Here is a 25,249-nt window from a genome sequence, read left to right on the forward strand (position 1 = left end):
CATTATTGACGACCATGCTAAAAACACTCGATGTTGTTTGCGCTATTCTCGAACGGGATGGCAAAATTTTACTGGCGCAGCGCCCGCTGCATGCGGATCAGCCCGGACTGTGGGAGTTTGCCGGAGGCAAAGTGGAGGCCGGGGAGACGCAGCCCGACGCGCTGGTGCGTGAGCTGCGCGAGGAGCTGGGCATCGAGGCCCGCCCCGGGCGGTATATCGCCAGCCACCAGCGTGAGGTGTCCCAGCGGCTGATTAACCTGCACGCCTGGCACGTTCCGGCGTTCACCGGTACGCCTGAAACCCACTACCACAGCCAGCTGGCATGGTGCTCCCCGCGCGAGGCGTTGGGCTACGATCTCGCCCCGGCGGATATTCCCCTGCTTGAAGCCTTTATTCTCTTACACGACGCCAGACCAGCGGATTGGTGCTAAGGGCATTTGGATCGCGCTGACACTGCAACAGAACCCCCTCGGCCTTTACCACCGCCCCTTCTGAATAGTTCTGATCCTGATAGATGCAGCACTGGTTGCACGGCGGCGGGCGCTGACCGCTGGAGCTGAAGATCTCCGGCGGGATATTCACATCCACACCCCCGGTACCAAATCGCTGGTCGGCCTGAGTGCCGGTCGCGAAAACTCCAAGCAAAACAGCCATTACAATACGCTTCATCGACGTTTCTTCCTGTTGTGTGCTGATAATGACTATAACGGTAAAAACAGAGCGAAGCTTTAATCCCGCCGATCATCGTTTTTTATTATGACCCGGCGCGTTTGATGAATTTAACTTGAGGGCGAAATTTAGCTTGCGTCACAAAGCCCATCGGGTGGTATAGTCGAAAAACACAACATCATGCAGTTTTTTGTTACAAATAAAATAATCCCAATATATTAGAGGAACTTATAGTTATGGACCAGGCGTGCTCTCTTGAATCCTTTCTGAATCGTGTTCAACAGCGTGATCCCCATCAGAGCGAATTTGCTCAGGCCGTACGTGAAGTGATGACCACCCTCTGGCCATTCCTGGAACAAAACCCCCGCTATCGTGAAATGTCCCTGCTTGAACGCCTGGTTGAGCCTGAACGTGTGATCCAGTTCCGCGTGGTGTGGGTGGACGACCGCAATCAGGTGCAGGTCAACCGCGCCTGGCGTGTCCAGTTCAGCTCTGCGATCGGCCCGTTCAAAGGCGGGATGCGTTTCCACCCGTCTGTTAACCTGTCGATCCTGAAGTTCCTCGGCTTTGAACAAACCTTTAAAAATGCCCTGACCACCCTGCCTATGGGCGGCGGTAAAGGCGGCAGCGATTTTGATCCGAAAGGCAAGAGCGAAGGCGAAGTGATGCGCTTCTGCCAGGCGCTGATGACCGAACTCTACCGTCATCTGGGCGCGGATACCGACGTACCGGCCGGGGATATCGGCGTAGGCGGGCGCGAAGTGGGCTTTATGGCCGGGATGATGAAAAAACTCTCCAACAACAGCGCCTGCGTCTTTACCGGGAAAGGCCTCTCCTTCGGCGGCAGCCTGATCCGCCCGGAAGCGACCGGTTACGGCCTGGTCTATTTCACTGAAGCCATGCTGAAGCGTCACGGTATGAGCTTCGACGGGATGCGCGTCGCGGTGTCCGGCTCCGGCAACGTGGCCCAGTACGCTATCGAGAAAGCAATGGAGCTGGGTGCCCGGGTGATCACCGCCTCTGACTCCAGCGGCACCGTGGTCGATGAAGCGGGCTTCACGACTGAGAAACTGGCGCGCCTGTGCGAAATCAAAGCCAGCCGCGACGGCCGCGTAGCCGATTATGCTCGCGAGTTCGGTCTGACCTATCTTGAAGGCAAACAGCCGTGGGCCGTACCGGTCGATATCGCCCTGCCATGCGCTACCCAGAACGAACTGGATGTGGATGCAGCGCACCAGCTGATCGCCAACGGCGTGAAAGCGGTCGCGGAAGGGGCCAACATGCCAACCACCATCGAAGCCACCGACCTGTTCCTGCAGGCTGGCGTGCTGTTCGCACCGGGTAAAGCAGCTAACGCCGGCGGTGTGGCAACCTCAGGCCTGGAGATGGCGCAGAACGCCGCGCGTCTGGGCTGGAAAGCCGAGAAAGTGGATGCGCGTCTGCACCACATCATGCTGGATATTCACCACGCCTGCGTCGAGTATGGCGGCGAAGAAAAGCAGACCAACTATGTGCGCGGCGCGAACATTGCCGGGTTTGTAAAGGTGGCTGATGCAATGATGGGTCAGGGTGTGATCTGATTGTGAATGGTGCGGCCGGGTGCCCTCACCCCGGCCCTCTCCCACAGGGAGAGGGAGAAAACCGTAGGTGCCACCCGGCATTTTTACGCCGCACTTTTCTTCTTAAACTTTTTCTTCTTGTCGCCACCCGGCGCAACCATGCCGCGAAAATCCCTCACCGAGGTATTCCGCGCCTGGTTAATCAGATCGAATAACGTGCCCACCAGCGGCTGCATAAAATCCTGATAACGACACTGTTTTTCGCTGATCTGGGTCAGCACCGACTCCCAGTGTGCCGTCATGTCCGGTCGTGCAGCCATCTCCGGCAGGGAGTGGATCAGCGCCTTTCCGGCATCCGTGGCGTGGATATAACGCCCTTTCTTGTGCAGAAAACCGCGTTTAAACAGCAGCTCGATGATCCCGGCGCGGGTTGCTTCCGTCCCCAGGCCGTCGGTGGCGCGGAGGATTTTTTTCAGATCCTTATCCTGCACAAACCGGGCGATACCGGTCATGGCTGAGAGGATCGTGGCGTCGGTAAAGTGACGCGGCGGCTGGGTCTGTCGTTCCACCACTTCGCCTTTCTCGCACAGCAGCTCGTCGTCTTTTTTCACCACCGGCAGCGGCGTGCCGTCGTTCTCCTCGTCACGCTCTTTATTGCCCAGCAGCGTGCGCCAGCCCGCTTCGGCGAGGAAACGTGCCTTGGCGATAAACTTGCCCTTGGCGATCTCCAGCTCAATAACGCACTTGCGGAACAGGGCATCGGGGCAGAACTGCATCAGATACTGACGGGCAACGAGGTTATAGACCTTCGATTCGTTCTCGGTCAGATTGACCTTGCTGCTGCGCGCCGTCGGGATGATGGCGTGGTGGGCATCCACCTTCTTATCGTCCCAGCAGCGGTTGCGGGTATCCGGATTAACCACCGGCTGCGGCATTAAATCGGGCGCGTGGGCGGCAATGGCGTTCAGCACCGCGTGGCGTCCGGCGAAATGCTCCTCCGGCAGATAGCGGCTGTCGGAACGCGGATAGGTGATCAGCTTGTGCGTTTCATACAGCTTCTGGCAGATATCAAGCACGTTTTGCGCGCTCAGGCCATAGCGTTTTGCCGCCTCGATCTGCAGAGCAGAGAGGGAAAACGGCAGCGGCGCGGGTTCTGATTCCCGTTTATCGTTATAGCTGGTGACGATGGCGGGCTGGCCCTGAATGCGGGTCACCACGTGGTCGGCCAGCTGACGATGCAGCAGGCGCCCCTCTTCATCCTGATACGGCTCGCAGGCCTCGCTCGGCTGCCAGATGGCGGTAAAGCGCTCGTCCTTCGGCGTGACGATATGGGCTTTTACTTCGAAGAAATCTTTGGCGACAAAGTTCTCGATCTCTTCATCGCGACGCACCACCAGCCCCAGCACCGGGGTCTGCACGCGGCCGACTGAGAGCACGCCCTGATAGCCCGCGTTACGCCCGAGAATGGTGTAGGCGCGGGTCATATTGATGCCGTACAGCCAGTCGGCGCGAGCGCGGGCCAGCGCCGAGACGCACAGCGGCACGAACTCGCTGTTGGATCGCAGGCGCGAGATGGCACGTTCTACCGCCTGCGGGTTGAGATCGTTGATCAGGCAGCGCTGCACCTCACGGCGTTTTTCCGGCGCAAGGTTCAGGTAATCCAGCACCTCGTCCACCAGCAGTTGCCCTTCCCTGTCCGGGTCACCGGCGTGGATCACTTCTGCGGCGTCGTTCAGCAGACGCTTAATGACGTTGAGCTGTTTGGTGACCGACGGACGCGGCTGTAGCTGCCACTTTTCCGGCACGATGGGCAGATCGTTGAGATTCCAGCGCGCGTAGCGGCTGTCGTAGGCATCCGGCTGGGCCTGCTCCAGCAGGTGACCGATACACCAGGTGACCACCTGCCCGTTTCCGCACTCGATATAGCCATCGCCCTTGCGATGCGGCTTGGGTAACACATCCGCAATCGCCCTGGCGAGGCTGGGTTTTTCGGCAATAAATAACCGCATTGAATTAACGGATCTCAATCATCGGACGGCCACCGCGGGCGGTCACCAGCTCGCCGATGGCGGTCAGGGTGATACCGAATTCTGCAGCGGTCGCCTGGACATCTGCTTCTGCCTCCGGGGTCACTGCCAGCAGTAGGCCGCCGGAGGTCTGCGGATCGCACAGCAGATCGCGCCACTCGACAGGCATCTCGCCCATCAGGTGACCGTAGCTGGCGAAGTTACGCTGGGTGCCGCCCGGCACCGCGCCCTGGGCAATGTAATCTTCAACGCCCGGCAGCTTCGGCACGTCCTGATACCACACCTGGGCCTGCACGCCCGCCCCCTGGCACACTTCGCTCAGGTGGCCCAGCAGGCCAAAGCCGGTAACGTCGGTCATTGCCTTTACGCCGTCGATGTTGGCAAAGGCGGCTCCGGCGAGGTTCATCTGGCACATCACCTCCGTCGCCAGCCCTTTGTGTTCCGGCTTCAACAGTGATTTTTTCTCGGCGGTAGTGAGCACGCCGATGCCCAGCGGCTTGGTCAGGAACAGCTTGCAGCCTGCTTCGGCAGTGCTGTTACGTTTTACGCGTTCCGTCGGTACCACGCCCGTGACCGCCAGGCCGAAAATCGGCTCCGGGGCATCAATGGAGTGGCCGCCGGCCAGAGCGATCCCCGCCTGCTGACAGGCAAAACGCCCGCCCTCGATCACCTCGCGGGCGATCTCCGGGGCCAGGGTGTTGATCGGCCAACCGAGGATCGCAATCGCCATGATCGGCTTGCCGCCCATGGCGAAGATGTCGCTGATGGCATTGGTGGCGGCAATGCGCCCGAAGTCGTAAGGATTGTCGACGATCGGCATAAAGAAATCGGTGGTGCTGATGATGCTGGTCCCGTTACCTAAATCGTAGACCGCAGCATCGTCGCGGGTTTCGTTACCCACAAGCAGGTTCGGGTCGACAAACTTCGCCTGCTCGCTATGCAGAATGGTTTCCAGCACTTTGGGGGAAATTTTACAACCGCAACCGGCTCCATGGCTGTATTGCGTTAAACGAATGGCTTGCTCGCTCATGACAATCTCCTTTCATTACAATTGCACTATGTTAGCGCTCATTCCATTAAGTGATAAGTATGACTGTCTGAATTCTGCTGCAGTTGTTCAGGATCCAGACAGTTTTTATGCCGGGGATCAGAAATGGGTGACAAACGGCGTGGTATCGGGCACCGAGACGGTGGTCGAGGCTTTAAGCTGCGGGGTGCCCAGATAGAGGAAACCGACGATTTTATCGTCTGCGCCGCAGTTCAGGCCTTCACGGACGACCGGGCTGTCGGTTAACGCCCCGCTGCGCCAGATCCCGTTGTAACCCTGAGCGACGGCGGCCAGCTGCATCGCCATTACCGCACAGCCGGCAGACATCTCCTGCTCCCACACCGGCACCTTGTGCTGCGGCTGGCATTTGGCGACCACGGCGATAATCATCGGCGCGCGGAACGGCGCATTGCGGGCTTTTTCAATCGCCTTTTCATCCTGCCCGGCGGCCACGGCCCCTTTCTCCAGCAGGGTGCTGAAGCGATCGCGCCCTTCACCCTCTATGATAAAGAAGTGCCACGGCTGTAAGGTGCCATGATCCGGCGCGCGCATCCCGGCGCGAAGAATGTTGTCCAGCTGTTCGCCTGCCGGGGCAGGCTCCGCCAGACGAGCCGCGCTTCGACGGTTAACAAGCAGTTCGAGTGCATCCATGGGGTAACTCCTGTCTTGAAATTTACTCAAAATTAACACGACGGCAGATTTTGTTACAGCGTGGCAGGCGATTCCTGCTGACAAGTGGCGGTCGGGTCATTACGATAGCCCGACAACACCGTCCAGTGGCGACGGGAAGGTAATTATCTGGACAGGGAGAATACATGCGAACCCTCTGGCGACTGTTTGCCGGCTTTTTTAAATGGACGTGGCGACTGCTCAATTTCGTCCGTAACCTGGTGATGAACCTCTTCTTCATTGTTATTGTGATGGTTTGTGTGGGTGTCTGGATGCACATCAGCGCCTCCAGCCAGTCCCAGAGCGCGGGGCGCGGCGCGCTGCTGTTGGATATCGCCGGGGTCGTGGTTGATAAACCCTCCACCAGCAACCGTCTCGGCGTGATTGGCCGCCAGCTGTTTGGCGCCAGCAGCGACCGTCTGCAGGAAAACTCGCTGTTCGATATCGTCGACGCCATTCGTCAGGCGAAGGACGATCGCAATATCACCGGCATCGTGCTGGATCTGAAGAACTTCGCCGGGGCGGACCAGCCGTCCATGCAGTACATCGGTAAAGCGCTGCGTGAGTTCCGCGACAGCGGCAAACCGGTGATTGCGGTGGGCGATAACTACAGCCAGGGGCAGTATTATCTGGCGAGCTTTGCCAATAAAGTATGGCTCTCGCCGCAGGGCACCGTCGATCTGCACGGTTTCGCCACCAACGGCCTCTATTACAAATCGCTGCTCGATAAGCTGAAAGTCACCACCCACGTGTTCCGCGTCGGGACGTATAAATCGGCCGTTGAGCCGTTTATCCGCGATGATATGTCCCCTGCCGCCCGTGAGGCGGACAGCCGCTGGATCGGCGAGCTGTGGCAGCACTATCTCGCGACCGTCGCCGCCAACCGTCAGATCACCCCGGAGCAGGTCTTCCCGGGTGCGCAGGGCGTGCTGGACGGGCTGCGTAAAGTCGATGGCGATACCGCGAAGTATGCCCTCGACAACAAGCTGGTGGATGCCCTGGGCTCCAGCGCAGAAATTGAAAAATCCCTGACCAAGCAGTTCGGCTGGAGCAAAGAGGACAAGAACTTCAGCGCCGTCAGCTTCTATGATTATCAGCCGAAAAAACCGGCCGATACCGGCGACAGCATCGCCGTGGTCTTCGCTAACGGGGCGATCATGGATGGCGAAGAGACGCCGGGCAACGTGGGTGGCGATACCACCGCCTCACAGATCCGCGACGCGCGTCTCGACCCGAAAGTGAAAGCCATTGTCCTGCGGGTGAACAGCCCGGGCGGCAGCGTCAGCGCCTCGGAAGTGATCCGCGCGGAACTGTCCGCGGCCCGCGCTGCCGGTAAACCGGTGGTGGTCTCTATGGGCGGGATGGCGGCATCCGGTGGGTACTGGATCTCGACCCCGGCGAACTACATCGTGGCAAACCCGAGCACCCTGACCGGCTCCATCGGCATCTTCGGCGTGATTAACACCGTGGAAAACAGCCTCGACTATCTGGGCGTGCACACCGACGGTGTGGCAACCTCGCCGCTGGCGGATGTCACTATCACTAAAGCGCTGCCGCCGGAAGTGTCGCAGATGATGCAGCTCAGCATTGAGAACGGCTATAAGCGCTTTATCACCCTGGTGGCCGACTCCCGCAAGCAGACCCCGGCGCAGATCGACCAGATTGCCCAGGGTCACGTCTGGACCGGCCAGGATGCGAAATCCAACGGGCTGGTGGATAACCTTGGCGATTTCGATGACGCCGTGGCCAAAGCTGCCGAACTGGCGAAGCTGAAGCAGTGGCATATCGACTTCTATCAGGATGAGCCGACCTTCATCGATATGGTGATGGACAGCTTCTCCGGCTCGGTCAAAGCCATGCTGCCGGACGCGCTGCAGGCGTATCTGCCGGCACCGGTCGCCTCGGCGGCGAAAGCGGTTAAAGCGGAAGGCGACAAGCTGGCCGCCTTTAACGATCCGCAAAACCGCTACGCGTTCTGCCTCACCTGCGCGAACGTCCGTTAATCCCCATCCCCTCTTCTGTGAAGAGGGGATTTTTCTTTGAAGCCCAAGAACATAACATCATGCAAAAGAAATCAATCTATGTAGCCTATACCGGCGGTACCATCGGTATGCAGCGCTCGGAAAATGGCTATATCCCGGTTTCGGGTCATCTGCAGCGCCAGCTGGCGTTAATGCCGGAGTTCCATCGCCCGGAGATGCCGGACTTCACCATTCACGAGTACGATCCGCTGATGGACTCTTCCGACATGACCCCGGAAGACTGGCAACATATTGCCGACGACATCAAGGCGCATTACGACCAGTATGACGGCTTCGTGATCCTGCACGGCACCGACACCATGGCGTTTACCGCCTCGGCGCTCTCCTTCATGCTGGAAAACCTCAGCAAACCGGTGATCGTTACCGGCTCGCAGATCCCGCTGGCGGAGCTGCGTTCCGACGGGCAGATCAACCTGCTTAACTCGCTGTACGTGGCGGCTAACTTCCCAATTAACGAAGTAAGCCTGTTCTTCAACAACCGCCTGTATCGCGGCAACCGCACCACCAAAGCCCATGCGGACGGCTTTAATGCCTTTGCGTCGCCGAACCTCTCTCCGCTGCTGGAAGCCGGGATCCATATCCGCCGCCTCGGTACGCCTCCGGCACCGCATACTTCCGGCGAGCTGGTGGTGCATCCGATTACGCCGCAGCCGATTGGCGTGGTAACCATTTATCCAGGCATCTCCGCCGATGTGGTGCGTAACTTCCTGCGTCAGCCGGTAAAAGCGCTGATCCTGCGCTCTTACGGCGTGGGCAACGCACCACAAAACGGCGAGTTTCTGAAGGAGCTTCAGGAGGCCAGCAACCGCGGCATCGTGGTGGTGAACCTGACCCAGTGCATGTCCGGCAAGGTGAATATGGGCGGCTATGCCACCGGTAACGCCCTGGCGCAAGCAGGGGTCGTCAGCGGATTCGACATGACGGTAGAAGCCACCCTGACTAAACTTCACTACTTACTGAGTCAGGATCTGGATGTGCAGTCGATTCGTACCGCAATGATGCAAAACCTGCGTGGCGAACTGACGCCAGACGAATAAGGAGTGAGCATGAAACAACGTGCCCTGTTACTGGTGGATTTACAGAATGACTTTTGCGCCGGCGGCGCGCTGGCGGTGGCCGAAGGCGACAGCACGGTGGACATCGCCAACGCCCTGATTGAGTGGTGTAAGGACCGCGGCGAAGCGGTGGTGGCCAGCCAGGACTGGCATCCGGCGGATCACGGCAGTTTTGCCAGCCAGCACAACGTCGAGCCCTTCACCCAGGGCGAGCTGGACGGCCTGCCGCAAACCTTCTGGCCGGATCACTGTGTGCAGCATACCGAAGGCGCAGAGCTGCATCCCCTGCTGAACAGCAAAGCCATTGACGCCATCTTCCAGAAAGGGGAAAACCCGAACATCGACAGCTACAGCGCCTTCTTTGATAACGGTCACCGGCAGAAAACCGGGCTGGATCAGTGGCTGCGCCACCACGAAATCGTGGAGCTGATTGTGATGGGGCTGGCGACCGATTACTGCGTCAAATTTACCGTGCTGGATGCATTGCAGCTGGGCTACCGAGTGAATGTGATCACTGACGGCTGTCGCGGGGTTAACATTCAGCGTCAGGATAGCGCTCAGGCGTTTATGGACATGGCGGCGGAAGGTGCCACGCTGTACACGCTGGCGGACTGGCAGGAAACTCAGGCGTAGTGCGCCTTTGTGCCGGGTGGCGCTGACGCTTACCCGGCCTACAAAACCCGTAGGCCCGTGCAAGCGTAGCGCCGCCGGGCAAAACCCCGCCACCCGTAGGCCCGCGCAAGCGCAGCGCCGCCGGGCAACATTCCCCATAAGTCACATAAGGTGAACTGCCTCGCACTCTCAGCGGGACGGCAATGCTATTCTTTTTTGGCACTTTTTTCGCCACGCCCTTACGTGGCGGGTTTGTTTTTTACCGTCAAAATTGAAGAGGAATTGCTATGAAACCTTTGCCCTTGCTGGCAGCTTTACCCCTGCTCTGCGCATCCCTTGCTTCCGCCAGCTCCCTGATGTCGGTGGGCTATTTTAACGGGGGTGGCGACGTCACCGCCGGGCCGGGCGGGGATATCAACAAACTCGATGTCCGCCAGATAACCCACCTGAACTACTCCTTTGGCCTGATTTACAACGACGAGAAAGACGAAACTAATCCGGCGCTTAAAGATCCAGGCAAATTGCACCAGATTTGGCTCTCTCCGAAAGTCGCCGCCGACCTGGCCCTGCTGCCTGTACTGCGCAAACAGAATCCTGATCTTAAAGTGCTGCTCTCCGTAGGTGGCTGGGGTGCCCGGGGCTTTTCGGGGGCGGCATCCAGCCCGGAGACCCGCGCGGAGTTTATCCGCTCTGCTCAGGCGATCGTTGAAAAATACGATCTGGACGGGATCGATCTCGACTGGGAATACCCGGTTAACGGCGCTTGGGGTCTGGTTGCCAGCACCCCAGCGGATCGGGATAACTTTACCGCCCTGCTGAAGGAGCTACGTACTGCGTTCGGGAATAAAAAGCTGGTGACCATTGCCGTGGGGGCCAATGCAGAAAGTCCGAAAAGCTGGGTCGACGTCAAGGCGGTTGCGCCGCTGCTCGATTACATCAACCTGATGACCTACGACATGGCGTACGGCACCCAGTACTTCAACGCCAACCTGTATAACTCCAGCGCCTGGCCAACCGTGGCCGCAGCGGATAAATACAGCGTGGATTTCGTAGTGAATAACTATCTGGCCGCCGGGCTGAAGCCGCAGCAGATGAACCTCGGCATCGGCTTCTATGGCCGCGTGCCCAAGCGCGCCGTGGAGCCAGGTATCGACTGGAGCCAACCGGATGCGCAGAAAAATCCCGCGACCCGGCCCTACTTCAGCGCGCAGCAGATCGACCTGTTTAAATCGCTGGGCTACGACCTGACCAAAGACACCTACGTGAAGTACAACGATATTGTGAAGACGTTTTTAAACGATCCGCAGAAACGCTTTACCGAACGGTGGGACGATCAGGCCAAAGTGCCGTGGCTGTCGGTGAAGGGTGACGATGACAAGGCGCTGTTTGCCCTGTCGTACGAGAACCCGCGATCGGTGGCGATCAAGGCGGAGTACATCAAAGAGAAAGGTCTGGCCGGGGCGATGTTCTGGGAGTATGGCGCGGATGACAACAACCAGCTGGCGAAGCAGCTCGCGGAGTCGCTGGGGATCAAGTAAAGATGAGCCCTCTCCCACTGGGAGAGGGCTTCAATCCGCAAGATTATTGCATTTTCAGTGTCGCAATCGACTTTGGCGCGATGCCAAAATCCTCTTTCAACTGTTGCTTACTCTTCATCACCATCTGACCCTGGGTGTCGATGGTCATGTGCTGCGCATCGGTGTTATTGCGCGCCTGCCACAGCATCACTAACTGCAGGCAGTTCTCTTTCTGCTCAGCGGTCAACGCCACGCCATCAGCCCATTTCCCCAGCTCAACCGCGGTGACCAGACGCTGATAAACTTCCGGCGTCATGCCGTTAATCATCTCTTCAATATTCATGTTAAAACGGACTCCGAAGGAATAATTTGCTGAATCGATTTTTCAGCCTTTGGTCTGGTCGCCATTCTGGTCGTCGGTGAAGCTTAATGAGGCGGAATTAACGCAGAAACGCTCACCTGTTGGCTGAGGACCGTCGGGGAACACGTGACCGAGATGCGCGTCACAGTTTCCACAGCGAATCTCAATACGCCCCATACCGTGTGTGAAGTCCTTCAGATAGTGAATTGCCTCTTCACTGACCGGTTCATAAAAGCTCGGCCAGCCGCAGCCAGAATCGTATTTACTCTGGGAGTTGAACAGCGCAGCGTCACACACCAGACAGTGGTAGACACCATCACGCTTATTGTGCAGCAGACGCCCGGTAAAAGGCGGTTCAGTACCGTGATTCTGCGTCACGTAGAACTGCATTTCGGTGAGGTTTTTTTTCAGATCATCGGGGTTTTGTTGATTCGACATAGGCTTACATCTCGCAGTTGAAACAGACAACTTTTACCCTCGATTCTAACAAAACATTAACACTGAAGTATGAACTTTTGTTCTAAACTTACTCGTTGCGTAGAGGTACGCAGACAAATGTGATCTACTCCACGTTTTTATGTGGTCAGCCCTTTAAAATTCCGTGCGCAGGCCCCACATGGGTCCTAGCTCCAAGGGAATGTGAGGTGGGTCAATCGAGCAAAGGTAGTGCTAAGGATTGATTTGTCGCAATGATTGACACGATTCCGCTTGACGCTGCGTAAGGTTTTTGTAATTTTACACGCAACCTTTTATTCACTAACAAATAGCTGGTGGAATATATGACTATCAAAGTAGGTATCAACGGTTTTGGCCGTATCGGCCGTATTGTTTTCCGTGCTGCTCAGGAACGTTCTGACATCGAAATCGTTGGTATCAACGATCTGTTAGACGCTGAATACATGGCGTACATGCTGAAGTACGACTCAACTCACGGTCGTTTCAACGGCACCGTTGAAGTGAAAGACGGCCACCTGGTTGTCAACGGCAAAACCATCCGTGTTACTGCTGAAAAAGATCCAGCTAACCTGAAGTGGAACGAAATCGGTGTTGACGTTGTTGCTGAAGCAACCGGTATCTTCCTGACCGACGAAACTGCGCGTAAGCACATCACCGCTGGCGCGAAAAAAGTTGTTCTGACTGGTCCATCCAAAGACAACACCCCAATGTTCGTTAAAGGCGCAAACTTCGAGAAGTATGCTGGCCAGGACATCGTTTCCAACGCATCCTGCACCACCAACTGCCTGGCGCCACTGGCTAAAGTTATCAACGACAACTTCGGCATCATCGAAGGTCTGATGACTACCGTTCACGCGACCACCGCAACTCAGAAAACCGTTGATGGCCCGTCTCACAAAGACTGGCGCGGCGGCCGCGGCGCAGCTCAGAACATCATCCCATCCTCTACCGGTGCAGCTAAAGCTGTAGGTAAAGTACTGCCAGAACTGAATGGCAAACTGACTGGTATGGCGTTCCGCGTTCCAACTCCAAACGTATCTGTTGTTGACCTGACCGTTCGTCTGGAAAAAGCAGCAAGCTACGAAGAAATCAAGAAAGCCATCAAAGCAGCTTCTGAAGGCGAAATGAAAGGCGTTCTGGGTTACACCGAAGACGACGTTGTTTCTACCGACTTCAACGGCGAAGTGTGCACTTCCGTGTTCGATGCAAAAGCTGGTATCGCACTGAACGACAACTTCGTGAAACTGGTTTCCTGGTACGACAACGAAACCGGTTACTCTAACAAAGTACTGGACCTGATCGCTCACATCTCCAAATAAGTTGAGATGAGAAACTGATCCAAAAAGGCGACCTCGGTCGCCTTTTTTTATGGCATTAGAGACAGAGGATTGCGTAATGATAAAAACAATTTTTGCACTTCCGGTAGTCGAACAGCTTACCCCTGTGCTTTCCCGCCGCCAGATTGACGATGTCGAAGTCATCGTGATTGAGCATCCGCAGGTACAGGCTTCTGTCGCCCTGCAGGGTGCGCATCTGCTCTCCTGGCAGCCGGAAGGCGAAGTGGAAGCGCTGTGGCTGAGCGATATCACCTCCTTTAAAAAAGGGGCGGCAATCCGTGGCGGCGTGCCAATCTGCTGGCCGTGGTTTGGCCCGTCCGCCGGGCAGGGCCTGCCGTCGCACGGTTTTGCCCGTAACCTGCCGTGGACGCTGAAAGCCCACAACGAAGATGAATCCGGCGTGGTGTTGACCTTTGAACTGCAAAGCGATGACGAGACCCGCAAACTGTGGCCGCACGATTTCACTCTGTACGCTCGTTTCAAGCTGGGTAAAACCTGCGAAATCGAACTGGAAGCGCACGGTGAATTTGAAACCACCTCAGCCCTTCACACCTACTTCAACGTCGGCGATATCGCTGCGGTCACGGTAAACGGCCTGGGCGATAGCTTTATCGATAAAGTGGATAATGCTAAAGAAGGCAAACTGAGCGACGGTTCACAGACCTTCCCGGATCGCACTGACCGCGTCTACCTGAACCCGGAAGCCTGCAGCGTTATTGAAGACACCGCGCTGAATCGCGCGATTGAAGTGATCCATCATCATCACAGCAACGTGGTGGGCTGGAACCCGGGCCCGGCGCTGTCGGTGAGCATGGGTGACGTTCCGGATGACGGCTATAAGACCTTTGTATGCGTGGAAACCGCCTGCGTTAGCGAACCACAAACCGCGACGGAAGAGAAACCTTCCCGTCTGGGACAAACCATTCACATTGTGAAGCGTTAATCCCCTGCCCTTGCCCTCTCCATGCTGAGAGGGCATTAAATTCACTTCACACCACGTCTAACGCCGTTTTCTGTTTCGGCGCCGGGAAGGCTGCATCCAGCTGCTTTAAGGCCTCCGCAGAGAGTGAAATGTTCAGCGCGCCCGCATTCTCTTCCACATGCTTAATGGATGACGCTTTGGGGATAGCCATTACTCCGCGGTGGCTTATCACCCACGCCAGCAACACCTGTGCTGCCGTGACGTTGTACTCTTTCGCTACTGCATTCACCACCGGATGATTGAACAGCCCGGTGCGTAGACGCCCGGCCTGCGCCAGCGGGCAATAGGCCATCACTGGCATCGACTGCTGCTGACACCAGGGAAGCAGGTCATATTCGATACCGCGTGAGGCCAGATGGTAGAGCACCTGATTGGTGGCGCAGGCCCGTCCGCCCGGTACCTGCCACAGTTCCTGCATGTCCGCATAATCGAGGTTCGAGACGCCCCAGCGGCCAATTTTGCCCTGCTGTTGCAGCGTCTCCATCAGCCGGACGGTTTCATCCAGGGCGTAATTTCCGCGCCAGTGCAGCAGATAGAGGTCGATATACTCGGTGCCGAGACGGCGTAAGCTGCCTTCACAGGCGGCAATCCCTTTTTGTTCCCCGGCATTCCACGGGTAAACTTTGGAGACCAGAAACACCTCGTCGCGCAGGCCTTTGATCGCCTCGCCGACCACCTCTTCCGCCCCGCCGTCGGCATACATCTCGGCGGTATCAATCAGCGTCAGTCCGCGCTCAATGCCTGCCCGCAGGGCATCCACTTCCTGGCGGCGTTGACTGGCCTTTTCACCCATATACCAGGTGCCCTGACCAATGGCCGGCAGCGCGATGTTGTTGCCAAAGTTAACGATTTTTTCGCTCATCACATTCTCCTGTTTATCTGCACCACCCCAGGACAAACGGAGCGCAGGCGCTCCGTCATAATGCACATATTGCACCGGCCCAAAACAAACGGAGCGCAAGCGCTCCGTTGTGATGTATAAATTGCACAGTCAAAATGCACAATCAGAAACTGTAGGTCACACCCACCGACATCAGCCCGGTCCAGGACTTATCGACCATCGGGCTGTCTTTCACCTCATCGCTAAGGCGGTTGTAACGGCCGGTAGCGTAGACGTTCCAGTCAGGCGCAAACTTATAGCTGGCGGTCAGCTCGAGGTACGGATTCCAGCCATCGTCGGCGTCATAGCTGTTCAGGCCGCTGCGACGGGACTCTTTATGGGACACGCCATAATAATAGTCGTTGTAGTTTTCGCTGTGATACTCCAGACCGATGCCCGGGGTCAGCGTCAGCCCGCCGTTGGTATAGCGGTACAACCATGCCAGATCCCAGATATAGCCGTTACTGTTATCCAGCGTATCACCCGCCAGGGCGGTGCGCAGGAAACCGTATTCGGTGTTATGGACCCAGGAAACCCCGGCCATCATGGTGCTCTTACGTTTATCAAGCTGGCGCAGCTGATAGCTGTCGCTGTCGCCTGGCTTGAAGTGCGTCGGATCGTAGTAGGCCATGATGGAGAGTTTGTCGGTCTGGTCGTTCCACAGATAGTAGCCACCGCCCAGCCCGCGGAACCAGAAGTTATCCCCTTCATAGGTGACAACCGGAACCGGGTAGAAGTCACGGTCATATTGTTTATAAGGGCTATTGATTACGCCGACACCAGCACCAACTGACCACTGATTCTCCGCGTATGCTGTACTCACTGAGGTGGCAACGATAATCCCCAGTGCCAGAAGTTTGAGTTTGGTCACAATCCATTCTTTCCTGTAGTCAAATAATCAGCGGATGAAGTGTAACCGTCATTCCCCTCATTTCTCAAAATTTTTTGTCAGCTAATCAAATTGATTAACCGATTATCTTGTGTGCGGCAAATGACGGAACGCTGTCAGTCAGATTACCGTTCGGTGAAGGAAGTCCCAGTGCCTGACAGGATTTGGCTGAATTTCTGGATGAGTTATTGATATGTCATTGAAATTGGTTTTTGCGTGCATGCAAGTTTTGCAAATGCCATCTACGCTTAATTTTAAGAAGCTGAATACCCGATCACCCCCGCGGTTTTAGCGCCCGACCTGGCACACGGGTTGCTGCTCTGGCAGTGAGGTGCAACGGATCCCGCTTCCGGGAGCCTCTACTATTCATATGAACGGCTCTTTTCCTGTGCTAAAAAACGAAAGGACGGCATGCCATGAATATATTCGATCACTATCGCCAGCGCTATGAAGCTGCCAAGGACGAAGAGTTCACACTGCAGGAGTTTCTTACCATTTGTCGGCAAGATCGCAGTGCCTATGCCAATGCGGCAGAACGACTATTGATGGCTATTGGTGAGCCGAATATGGTTGATACTGCCCAGGAGCCACGGCTTTCCCGTCTATTTTCGAATCGGGTCGTCGCCCGATATCCTGCGTTTGAAGAATTTTACGGCATGGAAGATGCCATCGAGCAGATTGTTTCCTACCTGAAGCACGCTGCTCAGGGTCTGGAAGAGAAGAAACAGATCTTATATCTGCTGGGCCCCGTCGGCGGCGGTAAATCCTCGCTGGCTGAACGACTGAAAGCGTTAATGCAGCGCGTCCCGATTTATGTGCTGAGCGCTAACGGCGAACGCAGCCCGGTTAACGACCATCCGCTGTGTCTGTTCAACCCGCAGGAAGATGCGCAAATTCTGGATAAAGAGTACGGCATTCCTCGTCGCTATCTCGGCACAATCATGTCGCCGTGGGCCGCGAAGCGCCTGCATGAATTTGGCGGCGACATTACCAAATTCCGCGTAGTGAAGGCCTGGCCGTCCATTCTGGAACAGATTGCGATTGCTAAAACCGAACCGGGTGACGAGAACAACCAGGATATCTCTGCGCTGGTGGGTAAAGTGGACATCCGTAAACTGGAAAACCACGCGCAAAACGATCCTGATGCTTACGGCTATTCCGGTGCGTTATGCCGCGCCAACCAAGGGATTATGGAGTTCGTCGAGATGTTTAAAGCGCCGATTAAGGTGCTGCATCCGCTGCTAACCGCCACCCAGGAGGGTAACTACAACGGTACGGAAGGGATCTCCGCCCTGCCGTTCAACGGGATTATTCTGGCGCACTCCAACGAATCGGAATGGGTGACCTTCCGTAACAACAAAAACAACGAGGCCTTCCTCGACCGTGTTTACATCGTCAAAGTGCCTTACTGCCTGCGGATCTCTGAAGAGATCAAGATTTACGAAAAACTGCTGAACCACAGTGAGCTGGTTCATGCCCCGTGCGCCCCAGGAACCCTGGAAACGCTGTCGCGCTTCTCGATCCTGTCGCGCCTGAAAGAGCCAGAAAACTCCAGCATCTACTCGAAAATGCGCGTCTACGACGGTGAAAGCCTGAAAGATACCGACCCGAAAGCGAAATCCTATCAGGAGTATCGCGACTACGCCGGCGTCGACGAAGGGATGAACGGTCTTTCCACGCGATTTGCGTTCAAAATCCTCTCCCGCGTGTTCAACTTTGACCACGCCGAAGTGGCCGCTAACCCGGTGCATCTGTTCTACGTCCTGGAGCAGCAGATTGAGCGTGAACAGTTCCCGCAGGAGCAGGCTGAACGTTACCTGGAGTTCCTCAAAGGCTATCTGATCCCGAAATACGCCGAATTTATCGGCAAAGAGATCCAGACCGCCTACCTGGAATCCTACTCGGAATACGGGCAGAACATCTTTGATCGCTACGTTACCTATGCCGACTTCTGGATCCAGGATCAGGAGTATCGCGACCCGGATACCGGCCAGCTGTTTGACCGCGAGTCACTGAATGCGGAACTGGAAAAAATCGAGAAGCCTGCCGGGATCAGTAATCCGAAAGACTTCCGTAATGAGATCGTCAACTTCGTGCTGCGCGCCAGAGCGAATTTCAGCGGACGCAATCCGAACTGGACCAGCTACGAAAAACTGCGCACGGTTATCGAGAAGAAAATGTTCTCCAACACCGAGGAGCTGTTGCCGGTCATTTCGTTTAATGCCAAAACCTCAACCGACGAGCAGAAAAAGCACGACGATTTTGTCGACCGCATGATGGAGAAAGGCTACACCCGCAAACAGGTCCGCCTGCTCTGCGAATGGTACCTGCGCGTGCGTAAATCGTCTTAACAGCCCGCAAAGCCCGGCGGCGCGTTGCTTGCCGGGCCTACAACAATGTTCCGTAGGCTGGACAGGCGTCAGCGCCATCCGGCACTTACGGGCACTGAAAGTTGGCAAATGCAGTACGGGGGGCATATGACCTGGTTTATTGACCGGCGTCTTAACGGCAAAAACAAGAGCACGGTGAATCGCCAGCGCTTCTTGCGCCGTTATAAAGCGCAAATCAAACAGTCGATCTCCGAGGCCATTAACAAGCGTTCGGTGACCGACGTAGACAGTGGGGAGTCCGTTTCCATTCCGACGGACGACATTAGCGAACCGATGTTCCATCAGGGACGCGGCGGTTTGCGCCATCGCGTTCATCCCGGTAATGACCATTTCATCCAGAACGACCGCATCGAGCGCCCACAGGGCGGCGGTGGCGGTGGTGGCGGCAGTGGTCAGGGTCAGGCCAGCCCGGACGGGGAAGGTCAGGACGAGTTTGTGTTCCAGATCTCCAAGGATGAGTATCTGGATCTGCTGTTTGAGGATTTGGCCCTGCCGAATCTGAAGAAAAATCAGCATCGTCAGCTGAATGAGTACAAAACGCACCGGGCCGGTTTTACCGCTAACGGCGTACCGGCCAACATCAGCGTGGTGCGTTCATTGCAGAACTCGCTGGCGCGCCGCACCGCCATGACGGCAGGTAAAAAGCGTGAGCTTCGCGAGCTGGAAACCAGCCTGGATAGCGTAATCAACAGCGAGCCCGCGCAGCTGCTGGAAGAGGAGCGTTTGCGCAAAGAGATTGCCGAACTGCGCGCCAAAATCGAGCGCGTGCCCTTCATTGACACCTTTGACCTGCGTTACAAGAATTACGAAAAACGTGCGGAGCCTTCAAGCCAGGCGGTGATGTTCTGCCTGATGGACGTCTCCGGCTCGATGGATCAGGCCACCAAGGATATGGCCAAGCGCTTTTATATTCTGCTCTATCTGTTCCTGAGCCGAACCTATAAGAACGTGGAAGTGGTCTATATTCGCCACCACACCCAGGCAAAAGAGGTGGATGAACATGAGTTCTTCTACTCGCAGGAGACGGGCGGCACGATCGTTTCCAGCGCCCTCAAGCTGATGGATGAGGTGGTGAAGGAGCGTTATGACCCGGCGCAGTGGAACATCTATGCGGCGCAGGCGTCGGATGGGGATAACTGGGCGGATGATTCGCCGCTGTGCCATGAAATTCTGGCGAAAAAACTGCTTCCGGTGGTGCGTTACTACAGTTATATCGAGATCACCCGCCGCGCCCACCAGACGCTGTGGCGTGAATATGAACATCTGCAATCGATGTTTGATAACTTTGCGATGCAGCACATTCGCGACCAGGACGATATCTATCCGGTGTTCAGAGAGCTGTTCCACAAGCAATCTGCCACCAGCAACAGCTAACGCCACCGCCGGTCACTGACCGGCGGTGTTACGATGGCATCACAAATAAACACGCCAGTTAAACATTAACTGGCGTGTTGCTTTTAATCACAAAACTTCTGGGTGGCGAGATCCCGATTAATCAGCTGGGTACAATTACGACCGCTTTTTTTACCGGTATATAACGCGATATCTGCCCGCTCCAGCACCTCCCGGAGCGTCTCGTCCTGATGGATACGCGTCAATCCGCCGGTAAAAGTAATACGAATAATGTTTTCCCCGGCAATGGTTTCCAGCCGGGCAATGTCACGGCGCAGGCGCTCGGCGACGGTGACTGCCTCCCGATCGTTGCTGGCATGCAGTAAAACAATAAATTCCTCACCGCCATAGCGATACATCGATTCAGAGCGGCGAATATTATTGCTGATATTCAGGGCCAGCGAACGCAGAACAATATCTCCGTTCAGATGCCCGTAATTATCATTCACTTTTTTAAAGTGATCGATATCCAGTAATAATAAATAGAGGCCATTGGCACCAAGCTCTTTATTCATACTGCCGAACGACTCATCGAGGATGCGCCGCAGCGGCAGGCCTGTCAGCGCATCATAGCTGGTGCGCAGCTGCAGAAGATGCACTTTATAGATCGTCAGGGCATCGGTAAACGCCAGCAAGGATTGTTCGAAGAGATCAAAATGTTCATTAGTTTGATGATGCTCTTCAATGGCATTAATTAGATTGTGGCACGCCTGGTGAACGCGAATATGCTTCTTGTTAATATCCAGTAAAAAGTTTGTATCTTCCCGCTCTTCCAGTAAACGGGTATTTAGCCAGTAACCGAACTCGCAATGCAAATGGGCTTCCTTACTGCAAACGTCTGGTAAATCCACATTGCGGCTGTCGATAAAACGCAATATTTTTACTAACCATCTGAAATGAGCATCTGTGGACTGATTCAAACCACGAATGGTTTCATCAATTTCTTTAAACTGCCTGTTCACAGGACCTCCAGACTAATAACTTAATAGCAACAAAGATCATAACTAATTAAATCTCATAAAATGTCAGCGAATGGAAATATTATATAGGGGCCTATTAATAAAGATACGAAATGATTGTTTCCAATTATCTGCCGTTTCATCACAGCCGAACCCATGAACCGCTGCGCGCCCTCCGCTTCAGGCAATCGCCCAAATCAGAACATTTTTTGTCAGAAACTCTTTTTACCGGCGTGCGAGCGCGTAAAGTAAGCAGGCTTACTTTTTTTATTTTAGCAAGGAATACAATATGTTTGACCCTACCCTGCTCATTCTGCTGGGCCTGGCCGCGCTGGGCTTTGTCAGCCACAACACCACGGTGGCTATCTCGATCCTGGTGCTGATCATCATCCGGGTGACGCCGCTCAGCGGTTTCTTTCCGTGGATTGAAAAGCAAGGCCTGACCGTCGGGATTATCATCCTTACCATCGGCGTGATGGCGCCGATCGCCAGCGGCACCCTGCCCGCCTCGACGCTGATCCACGCCTTTATGAACTGGAAATCCTTGATTGCCATTGCCGTGGGGGTGTTTGTGTCGTGGCTGGGCGGGCGCGGCGTCACGCTGATGAGCTCTCAGCCCACCCTTGTGGCCGGATTGCTGGTAGGCACGGTGCTGGGGGTTGCGCTGTTCCGCGGCGTGCCGGTCGGCCCGCTGATTGCCGCCGGGCTGGTGTCGCTGTTTATCGGGAAGTCGTAGCCAGACTGGCGATATAGCGCGCCGGGGTCTGACCCAGCCCCTTTTTGAACATGGTGATAAAAGCGGTGGTGGAGTCATAGCCCAGATCCTGGGCCACCTGCTGCACCGACCGCCCGCCGATCAACCCCTGCAGGGCCATAATCAGCTGGAGCTGATGACGCCAGCGGCGAAAGCTGAGCCCGGTTTCACTCACCACCAGCCGGGCAAGGTTACGCTCGCTCATCGCAAAATGGTGCGCCCACTGGTGCAGCGTCTGCCATTCCGCCGGGGATGTGGCCATGGTGTCACTCATCAGGCGAATTTTAGGATGCGAGGAGACCGGGAGCTGGAGCTGCTCTTCGGGCTGGCGGGGCAGTTCATCAAAGAGTACCTCCACCAGCCGACGGGTGGCGGGCTCCTGCTGGCCGGGGCTGCGCTCCGCCAGGGTCAGAATTAACTCCCGCACCAGCGGTGAAATTTTTAGCGTGCAGCAGCGATCCGGTAGCGTGACAGTGCCGGGCTCGATAAACAGAAAACAGAGCCGGGCGCTGGGCGTGGCCTTGTTACTGTGCGGCAGCAGCCCGGGGATCCAGACCGCAAACTGCGGCGGCACCATCCACATGGCATTCTCCACCTCGCAGGTGATCGCGCCGTGCAGGGCCAGGATCAGCTGCCCCTTGCGGTGCTGATGCAGGGGAATGCGCTGCTCATCTGCTACCACGTTTACGTGAAATGCCACTGCGGCGTCGTGCTGGCTGTCGGGATCGTACCCTTCAAGACCGAGTCCAGGCATAATTTTGTCCGATATTAGCGATAATCTGTCATTTTAGCTTGATTTCAACCGGCCTGGAAATGCGTATCCTGTAGCCTCATTTCGAGGTAAGAGATAATAATGACCATAGCCCTTTCGACTCCCGGCAAACAGCGGGCACTGCTGATTACCGGGATCCTGATGATTGCCACCTCGCTGCGGGTGACCTTTACCGGTGCCGCGCCGCTGCTGGATACTATTCGCGCCGATTATGGCCTGACCACCGCCCAGACCGGGCTGCTCACCACGCTCCCGCTGCTGGCCTTTGCGCTGGTCTCACCCCTGGCGGCGGGCCTCGCCCGCCGCATCGGCATGGAGCGCAGCCTGTTTATCGCCCTGCTGCTGATTATCGGCGGGATTGCCCTGCGCTCCCTGCCTTCAGCAATGCTGCTGTTTGGCGGTACTGCGGTGATTGGCTGCGGCATTGCGCTCGGTAACGTGCTGCTGCCAGGGTTGATTAAGCGCGATTTCCCCGGCCAGGTGGCGAAACTGACCGGCGCTTATTCCCTGACGATGGGCGCGGCGGCGGCACTGGGCTCGGCGCTGGTGGTGCCCGTCGCCCTCAGCGGCGCTGGCTGGCACGGGGCGCTGTTGATGCTGATGGTGTTCCCTCTCCTGGCCTTGCTCCTGTGGCTGCCGCAGTGGCGCCAGCGCCCAGCCGGATCGCTCAGCGGCGCGCGGGCGTTGCATAGCCGGGGTATCTGGCGATCGGCGTTAGCCTGGCAGGTAACGCTGTTTCTGGGCATTAACTCGCTGATTTATTATGTGATTATCGGCTGGCTTCCGGCGATCCTGCAGAGCCATGGCTATAGCGAAACCGAAGCCGGATCCCTGCACGGGCTCTTACAGCTGGCAACCGCCGCGCCGGGTATTGTTGTGCCGCTAATCCTGCTTCGGCTGAAGGATCAACGTGGGGTGGCCGCTCTGGCAGCGATAATGTGTGCGGTGAGCACCGCAGGGCTGTGGTTCATGCCGGACCTGGCGGTGATGTGGACGCTGATTTTTGGCTTCGGATCCGGGGCCACGATGATCCTCGGCCTGACCTTTATTGGCCTGCGCGCCAGTTCAGCCCATCAGGCCGCGGCCCTTTCCGGGATGGCGCAGTCGGTGGGCTATCTGCTGGCCGCCTGTGGACCACCGCTGATGGGTAAAATCCATGACGCCAACGGCGACTGGCGCATCCCGCTGCTGGCCTGCGCGCTGGTATCGGTGGTGATGGCCGTTTGCGGGATGCTGGCCGGGCGTGACCGGGAAATCACGCCAGGAAGAGTCAATACTCAGTAATTCTGCGCTGCGCGAAGCAGAGCCCGCACCAGCGGGGCCGGACGACCTGCCAGAGCGGCACGCTCGTGCTGGAACAGCGTGGCGATAAAGAACGGGTGCGTCACCAGCTCTACGGCACGGATTTCACCCTGCGCGTCCCAGCCGGTGACGCGCATATCGCCCTTCTCCAGCGCCTGCGCGAACTCAGGCGAGACGCCGTAATTGCAGTGATAACCCTCTTCGATCTCTTCCTGACCATAGGCTCTGGCAATCAGGGTATTGGCGCGCAGTTCAATCGCGTCGCTGACCTCGACCAGCGAGCAGGTCAGCGGAGCAATCACCATCCGACCTTCGGTATCCGTCTCGGCGTGGGCCGCATCCTGCCAGCCCAGGACGTTACGGGCATATTCAATGAGCGCATGCTGGAAGCCGCCGCAGGTGCCCAGGAACGGCACGCTGTTTTCACGGGCATAGCGTGCGGCAATAAACGCGGCTTGCGCATTTTTATAAGGACTTGCCGGAACCAGCCAGATAGCATCGTAGCCGACCAGGTCTTCCGGGCTGGTTAATTCGGTAGTGGCCAGCCAGTCATAGTCGGCCGTGATGTCCAGCACCGCGGCGGCATCATCGATGGCCAGAGGGATCGCCTGGTGGGCCAGAACGTCAGGATTGTAGTCGCCGACCAGCGCAATTCGGAGGGTATTTTTTACCGCAGAGAGTTCCATAGAGTGATCCTTATGCCAGACAAATATCAGATAACATAAGGCGCGTCAGACTACCGATCTTTCGTTGATATCACAACACCTTAAAATACGTGGGCGGAATGTGGTAGCGTTGCAGCGATTTGTCGTGGCAGAGAAAAGGAGCAAAGAGATGATTCAATGCAAGCGACTATATGACGAGGTCAGTGAAGGGGATGGCTACCGGATCCTGGTGGACCGGCTCTGGCCGCGGGGGATGAAAAAGGAGGCGTTAGCCTGCGATGAGTGGTGTAAAACGCTCACCCCGTCCAATGACCTGCGCAAAGCGTTTCACAGCGAGACGATCGACTTCGCCAGCTTTAGCGACGCCTATCGTCAGGAGCTGGAGCAGCATCAGGATGAAGGACTGCGGATTGCCCGCCTGGCGGACAAACAGACCGTGACCCTGCTGTATGGTGCGAAAGACCGGAAGCAGAATCACGCTCTGGTGTTAGCCGACTGGCTGCGTCAGCTGTGACTCAATCCAGCATCAGGGCGTCGAGGGTTTCCGGTGCCTGTTCAGGCGTGAGCGGCATCAGATGTTCCGGGCGCACAAACGCAAAGCCGTGCTGGCTATCAATCGAAAACACATCGCCAGTCACCAGCCACAGGGCGCGCTCAGCCCCTGGCGGCAGCTCTGTCATCACCCCGTTGACCGGGTTCAGGAAACGCTGCCCCGGCTGACAGAGGCTGAATAACTCAACGGATTTGCCGATATTGCGACGGCCTGCTGGCGTGCGGGCACCGATAACCATCGCCAGGCTGCCCGGATTTAACTGGAACATACTTCCTCGTAATTGGCTGCTGAATGCATAGGAATAATCTTAGTGCAGAGTGTATATCAGCCAGCAGAGCCTGTCACCAGGGGGAAAGTGG

The 25,249-nt window shown here is 56.6% G+C and carries 25 protein-coding genes; 13 read left to right on the top strand and 12 right to left on the bottom strand.

Features of this window, described 5'->3' with window-relative positions; all coding sequences use genetic code 11:
* Positions 1-14: 14 nt before the first annotated feature.
* Positions 15-431, top strand: a complete 417-nt coding sequence (locus V7Q49_RS07030) for a pyrimidine (deoxy)nucleoside triphosphate diphosphatase (protein WP_333850020.1) — start codon at positions 15-17, stop codon at positions 429-431.
* Here V7Q49_RS07030 and V7Q49_RS07035 read toward each other — a convergent pair.
* Positions 391-669, bottom strand: a complete 279-nt coding sequence (locus V7Q49_RS07035; RefSeq protein ID WP_333850021.1) for a YnjH family protein — start codon at positions 667-669, stop codon at positions 391-393. The two genes, V7Q49_RS07030 and V7Q49_RS07035, sit on opposite strands and share 41 nt — an antisense overlap.
* 236 nt (positions 670-905) lie before the next feature.
* On the opposite strand from V7Q49_RS07035, the gene gdhA reads away from it, so the two are divergent.
* Positions 906-2,249 (top strand): NADP-specific glutamate dehydrogenase, encoded by a 1,344-nt coding sequence (gdhA, locus tag V7Q49_RS07040; protein ID WP_333850022.1) that lies wholly within the window; start codon positions 906-908, stop codon positions 2,247-2,249.
* Between the two features lie 83 nt (positions 2,250-2,332).
* Here gdhA and V7Q49_RS07045 read toward each other — a convergent pair whose 3' ends face one another.
* The 3 genes from V7Q49_RS07045 to V7Q49_RS07055 form a co-directional block, all read right to left on the bottom strand.
* Positions 2,333-4,237, bottom strand: coding sequence for a DNA topoisomerase III (locus V7Q49_RS07045; RefSeq protein ID WP_333850023.1), 1,905 nt, complete (start codon positions 4,235-4,237; stop codon positions 2,333-2,335).
* Positions 4,238-4,241: 4 nt separating this feature from the next.
* On the bottom strand, positions 4,242-5,285 hold the full coding sequence (gene selD / locus V7Q49_RS07050) for a selenide, water dikinase SelD (protein WP_333850024.1): 1,044 nt from the start codon (positions 5,283-5,285) through the stop codon (positions 4,242-4,244).
* Between the two features lie 117 nt (positions 5,286-5,402).
* Complete coding sequence (locus tag V7Q49_RS07055) at positions 5,403-5,954, bottom strand: NAD(P)H nitroreductase (protein ID WP_333850025.1); 552 nt, start codon at positions 5,952-5,954, stop codon at positions 5,403-5,405.
* Between the two features lie 164 nt (positions 5,955-6,118).
* Here V7Q49_RS07055 and sppA point away from each other — a divergent pair, with 164 nt between their 5' ends.
* The 4 genes from sppA to V7Q49_RS07075 all read left to right on the top strand — a co-directional run bounded on the left by sppA (position 6,119) and on the right by V7Q49_RS07075 (position 11,219).
* Entirely contained in the window at positions 6,119-7,975 is a 1,857-nt protein-coding gene (gene sppA, locus V7Q49_RS07060) for a signal peptide peptidase SppA (RefSeq protein WP_333850026.1), read from the top strand.
* A gap of 59 nt (positions 7,976-8,034) precedes the next feature.
* Positions 8,035-9,051 carry an asparaginase gene (gene ansA / locus V7Q49_RS07065; RefSeq protein WP_333850027.1) on the top strand — a complete coding sequence of 339 codons (1,017 nt, stop codon included), beginning with the start codon at positions 8,035-8,037 and terminating at the stop codon, positions 9,049-9,051.
* Positions 9,052-9,060: 9 nt separating this feature from the next.
* Positions 9,061-9,702 carry a bifunctional nicotinamidase/pyrazinamidase gene (pncA, locus tag V7Q49_RS07070; RefSeq protein WP_333850028.1) on the top strand — a complete coding sequence of 214 codons (642 nt, stop codon included), beginning with the start codon at positions 9,061-9,063 and terminating at the stop codon, positions 9,700-9,702.
* A 266-nt stretch (positions 9,703-9,968) separates the two neighbouring features.
* Positions 9,969-11,219 carry a glycoside hydrolase family 18 protein gene (locus tag V7Q49_RS07075; protein ID WP_333850029.1) on the top strand — a complete coding sequence of 417 codons (1,251 nt, stop codon included), beginning with the start codon at positions 9,969-9,971 and terminating at the stop codon, positions 11,217-11,219.
* Between the two features lie 43 nt (positions 11,220-11,262).
* Here the strand turns inward: V7Q49_RS07075 and V7Q49_RS07080 are convergent, their stop codons facing one another.
* Complete coding sequence (locus tag V7Q49_RS07080; protein ID WP_106993589.1) at positions 11,263-11,541, bottom strand: YeaC family protein; 279 nt, start codon at positions 11,539-11,541, stop codon at positions 11,263-11,265.
* A gap of 42 nt (positions 11,542-11,583) precedes the next feature.
* Positions 11,584-11,997, bottom strand: coding sequence for a peptide-methionine (R)-S-oxide reductase MsrB (msrB, locus tag V7Q49_RS07085; RefSeq protein WP_333850030.1), 414 nt, complete (start codon positions 11,995-11,997; stop codon positions 11,584-11,586).
* A gap of 341 nt (positions 11,998-12,338) precedes the next feature.
* On the opposite strand from msrB, the gene gapA reads away from it, so the two are divergent.
* Positions 12,339-13,334, top strand: coding sequence for a glyceraldehyde-3-phosphate dehydrogenase (gene gapA, locus V7Q49_RS07090; protein WP_230351742.1), 996 nt, complete (start codon positions 12,339-12,341; stop codon positions 13,332-13,334).
* Positions 13,335-13,410: 76 nt separating this feature from the next.
* Positions 13,411-14,295 (top strand): D-hexose-6-phosphate mutarotase, encoded by an 885-nt coding sequence (locus V7Q49_RS07095; protein WP_333850031.1) that lies wholly within the window; start codon positions 13,411-13,413, stop codon positions 14,293-14,295.
* Between the two features lie 46 nt (positions 14,296-14,341).
* Here V7Q49_RS07095 and V7Q49_RS07100 read toward each other — a convergent pair whose 3' ends face one another.
* Together V7Q49_RS07100 and V7Q49_RS07105 are read right to left on the bottom strand one after the other, a co-directional pair.
* Positions 14,342-15,196 carry an aldo/keto reductase gene (locus V7Q49_RS07100; protein WP_333850032.1) on the bottom strand — a complete coding sequence of 285 codons (855 nt, stop codon included), beginning with the start codon at positions 15,194-15,196 and terminating at the stop codon, positions 14,342-14,344.
* A gap of 142 nt (positions 15,197-15,338) precedes the next feature.
* The gene (locus V7Q49_RS07105; RefSeq protein WP_333850033.1) at positions 15,339-16,085 is read right to left on the bottom strand and encodes a MipA/OmpV family protein; all 747 of its coding nucleotides are present in this window, start codon (positions 16,083-16,085) and stop codon (positions 15,339-15,341) included.
* A 434-nt stretch (positions 16,086-16,519) separates the two neighbouring features.
* On the opposite strand from V7Q49_RS07105, the gene yeaG reads away from it, so the two are divergent.
* A complete protein-coding gene (gene yeaG / locus V7Q49_RS07110; RefSeq protein WP_142489132.1) occupies positions 16,520-18,454 on the top strand; it encodes a protein kinase YeaG in 1,935 nt (644 codons plus the stop codon).
* Positions 18,455-18,580: 126 nt separating this feature from the next.
* Entirely contained in the window at positions 18,581-19,867 is a 1,287-nt protein-coding gene (locus V7Q49_RS07115; protein WP_333850034.1) for a YeaH/YhbH family protein, read from the top strand.
* Positions 19,868-19,950: 83 nt separating this feature from the next.
* Here V7Q49_RS07115 and V7Q49_RS07120 read toward each other — a convergent pair whose 3' ends face one another.
* Entirely contained in the window at positions 19,951-20,847 is an 897-nt protein-coding gene (locus V7Q49_RS07120; RefSeq protein ID WP_333850035.1) for a diguanylate cyclase, read from the bottom strand.
* A gap of 286 nt (positions 20,848-21,133) precedes the next feature.
* On the opposite strand from V7Q49_RS07120, the gene V7Q49_RS07125 reads away from it, so the two are divergent.
* Complete coding sequence (locus V7Q49_RS07125) at positions 21,134-21,580, top strand: DUF441 domain-containing protein (RefSeq protein WP_333850036.1); 447 nt, start codon at positions 21,134-21,136, stop codon at positions 21,578-21,580.
* Here V7Q49_RS07125 and V7Q49_RS07130 read toward each other — a convergent pair.
* Positions 21,564-22,352, bottom strand: coding sequence for an AraC family transcriptional regulator (locus tag V7Q49_RS07130; protein WP_333850037.1), 789 nt, complete (start codon positions 22,350-22,352; stop codon positions 21,564-21,566). The two genes, V7Q49_RS07125 and V7Q49_RS07130, sit on opposite strands and share 17 nt — an antisense overlap.
* A gap of 99 nt (positions 22,353-22,451) precedes the next feature.
* On the opposite strand from V7Q49_RS07130, the gene V7Q49_RS07135 reads away from it, so the two are divergent.
* Positions 22,452-23,654: a CynX/NimT family MFS transporter gene (locus tag V7Q49_RS07135; RefSeq protein ID WP_333850038.1), complete on the top strand. Its 1,203-nt coding sequence runs from the start codon at positions 22,452-22,454 to the stop codon at positions 23,652-23,654.
* Here the strand turns inward: V7Q49_RS07135 and V7Q49_RS07140 are convergent.
* Positions 23,648-24,358: a CTP synthase C-terminal region-related (seleno)protein gene (locus tag V7Q49_RS07140; RefSeq protein ID WP_333850039.1), complete on the bottom strand. Its 711-nt coding sequence runs from the start codon at positions 24,356-24,358 to the stop codon at positions 23,648-23,650. The two genes, V7Q49_RS07135 and V7Q49_RS07140, sit on opposite strands and share 7 nt — an antisense overlap.
* A gap of 148 nt (positions 24,359-24,506) precedes the next feature.
* Here V7Q49_RS07140 and V7Q49_RS07145 point away from each other — a divergent pair, with 148 nt between their 5' ends.
* Positions 24,507-24,851 (top strand): DUF488 domain-containing protein, encoded by a 345-nt coding sequence (locus V7Q49_RS07145; protein WP_333850040.1) that lies wholly within the window; start codon positions 24,507-24,509, stop codon positions 24,849-24,851.
* A gap of 1 nt (position 24,852) precedes the next feature.
* Here V7Q49_RS07145 and V7Q49_RS07150 read toward each other — a convergent pair whose 3' ends face one another.
* A complete protein-coding gene (locus tag V7Q49_RS07150; RefSeq protein ID WP_333850041.1) occupies positions 24,853-25,158 on the bottom strand; it encodes a hypothetical protein in 306 nt (101 codons plus the stop codon).
* Positions 25,159-25,249 lie beyond the last annotated feature (91 nt).

This window comes from Leclercia sp., assembly GCF_036780805.1.
GTDB lineage: Bacteria > Pseudomonadota > Gammaproteobacteria > Enterobacterales > Enterobacteriaceae > Enterobacter.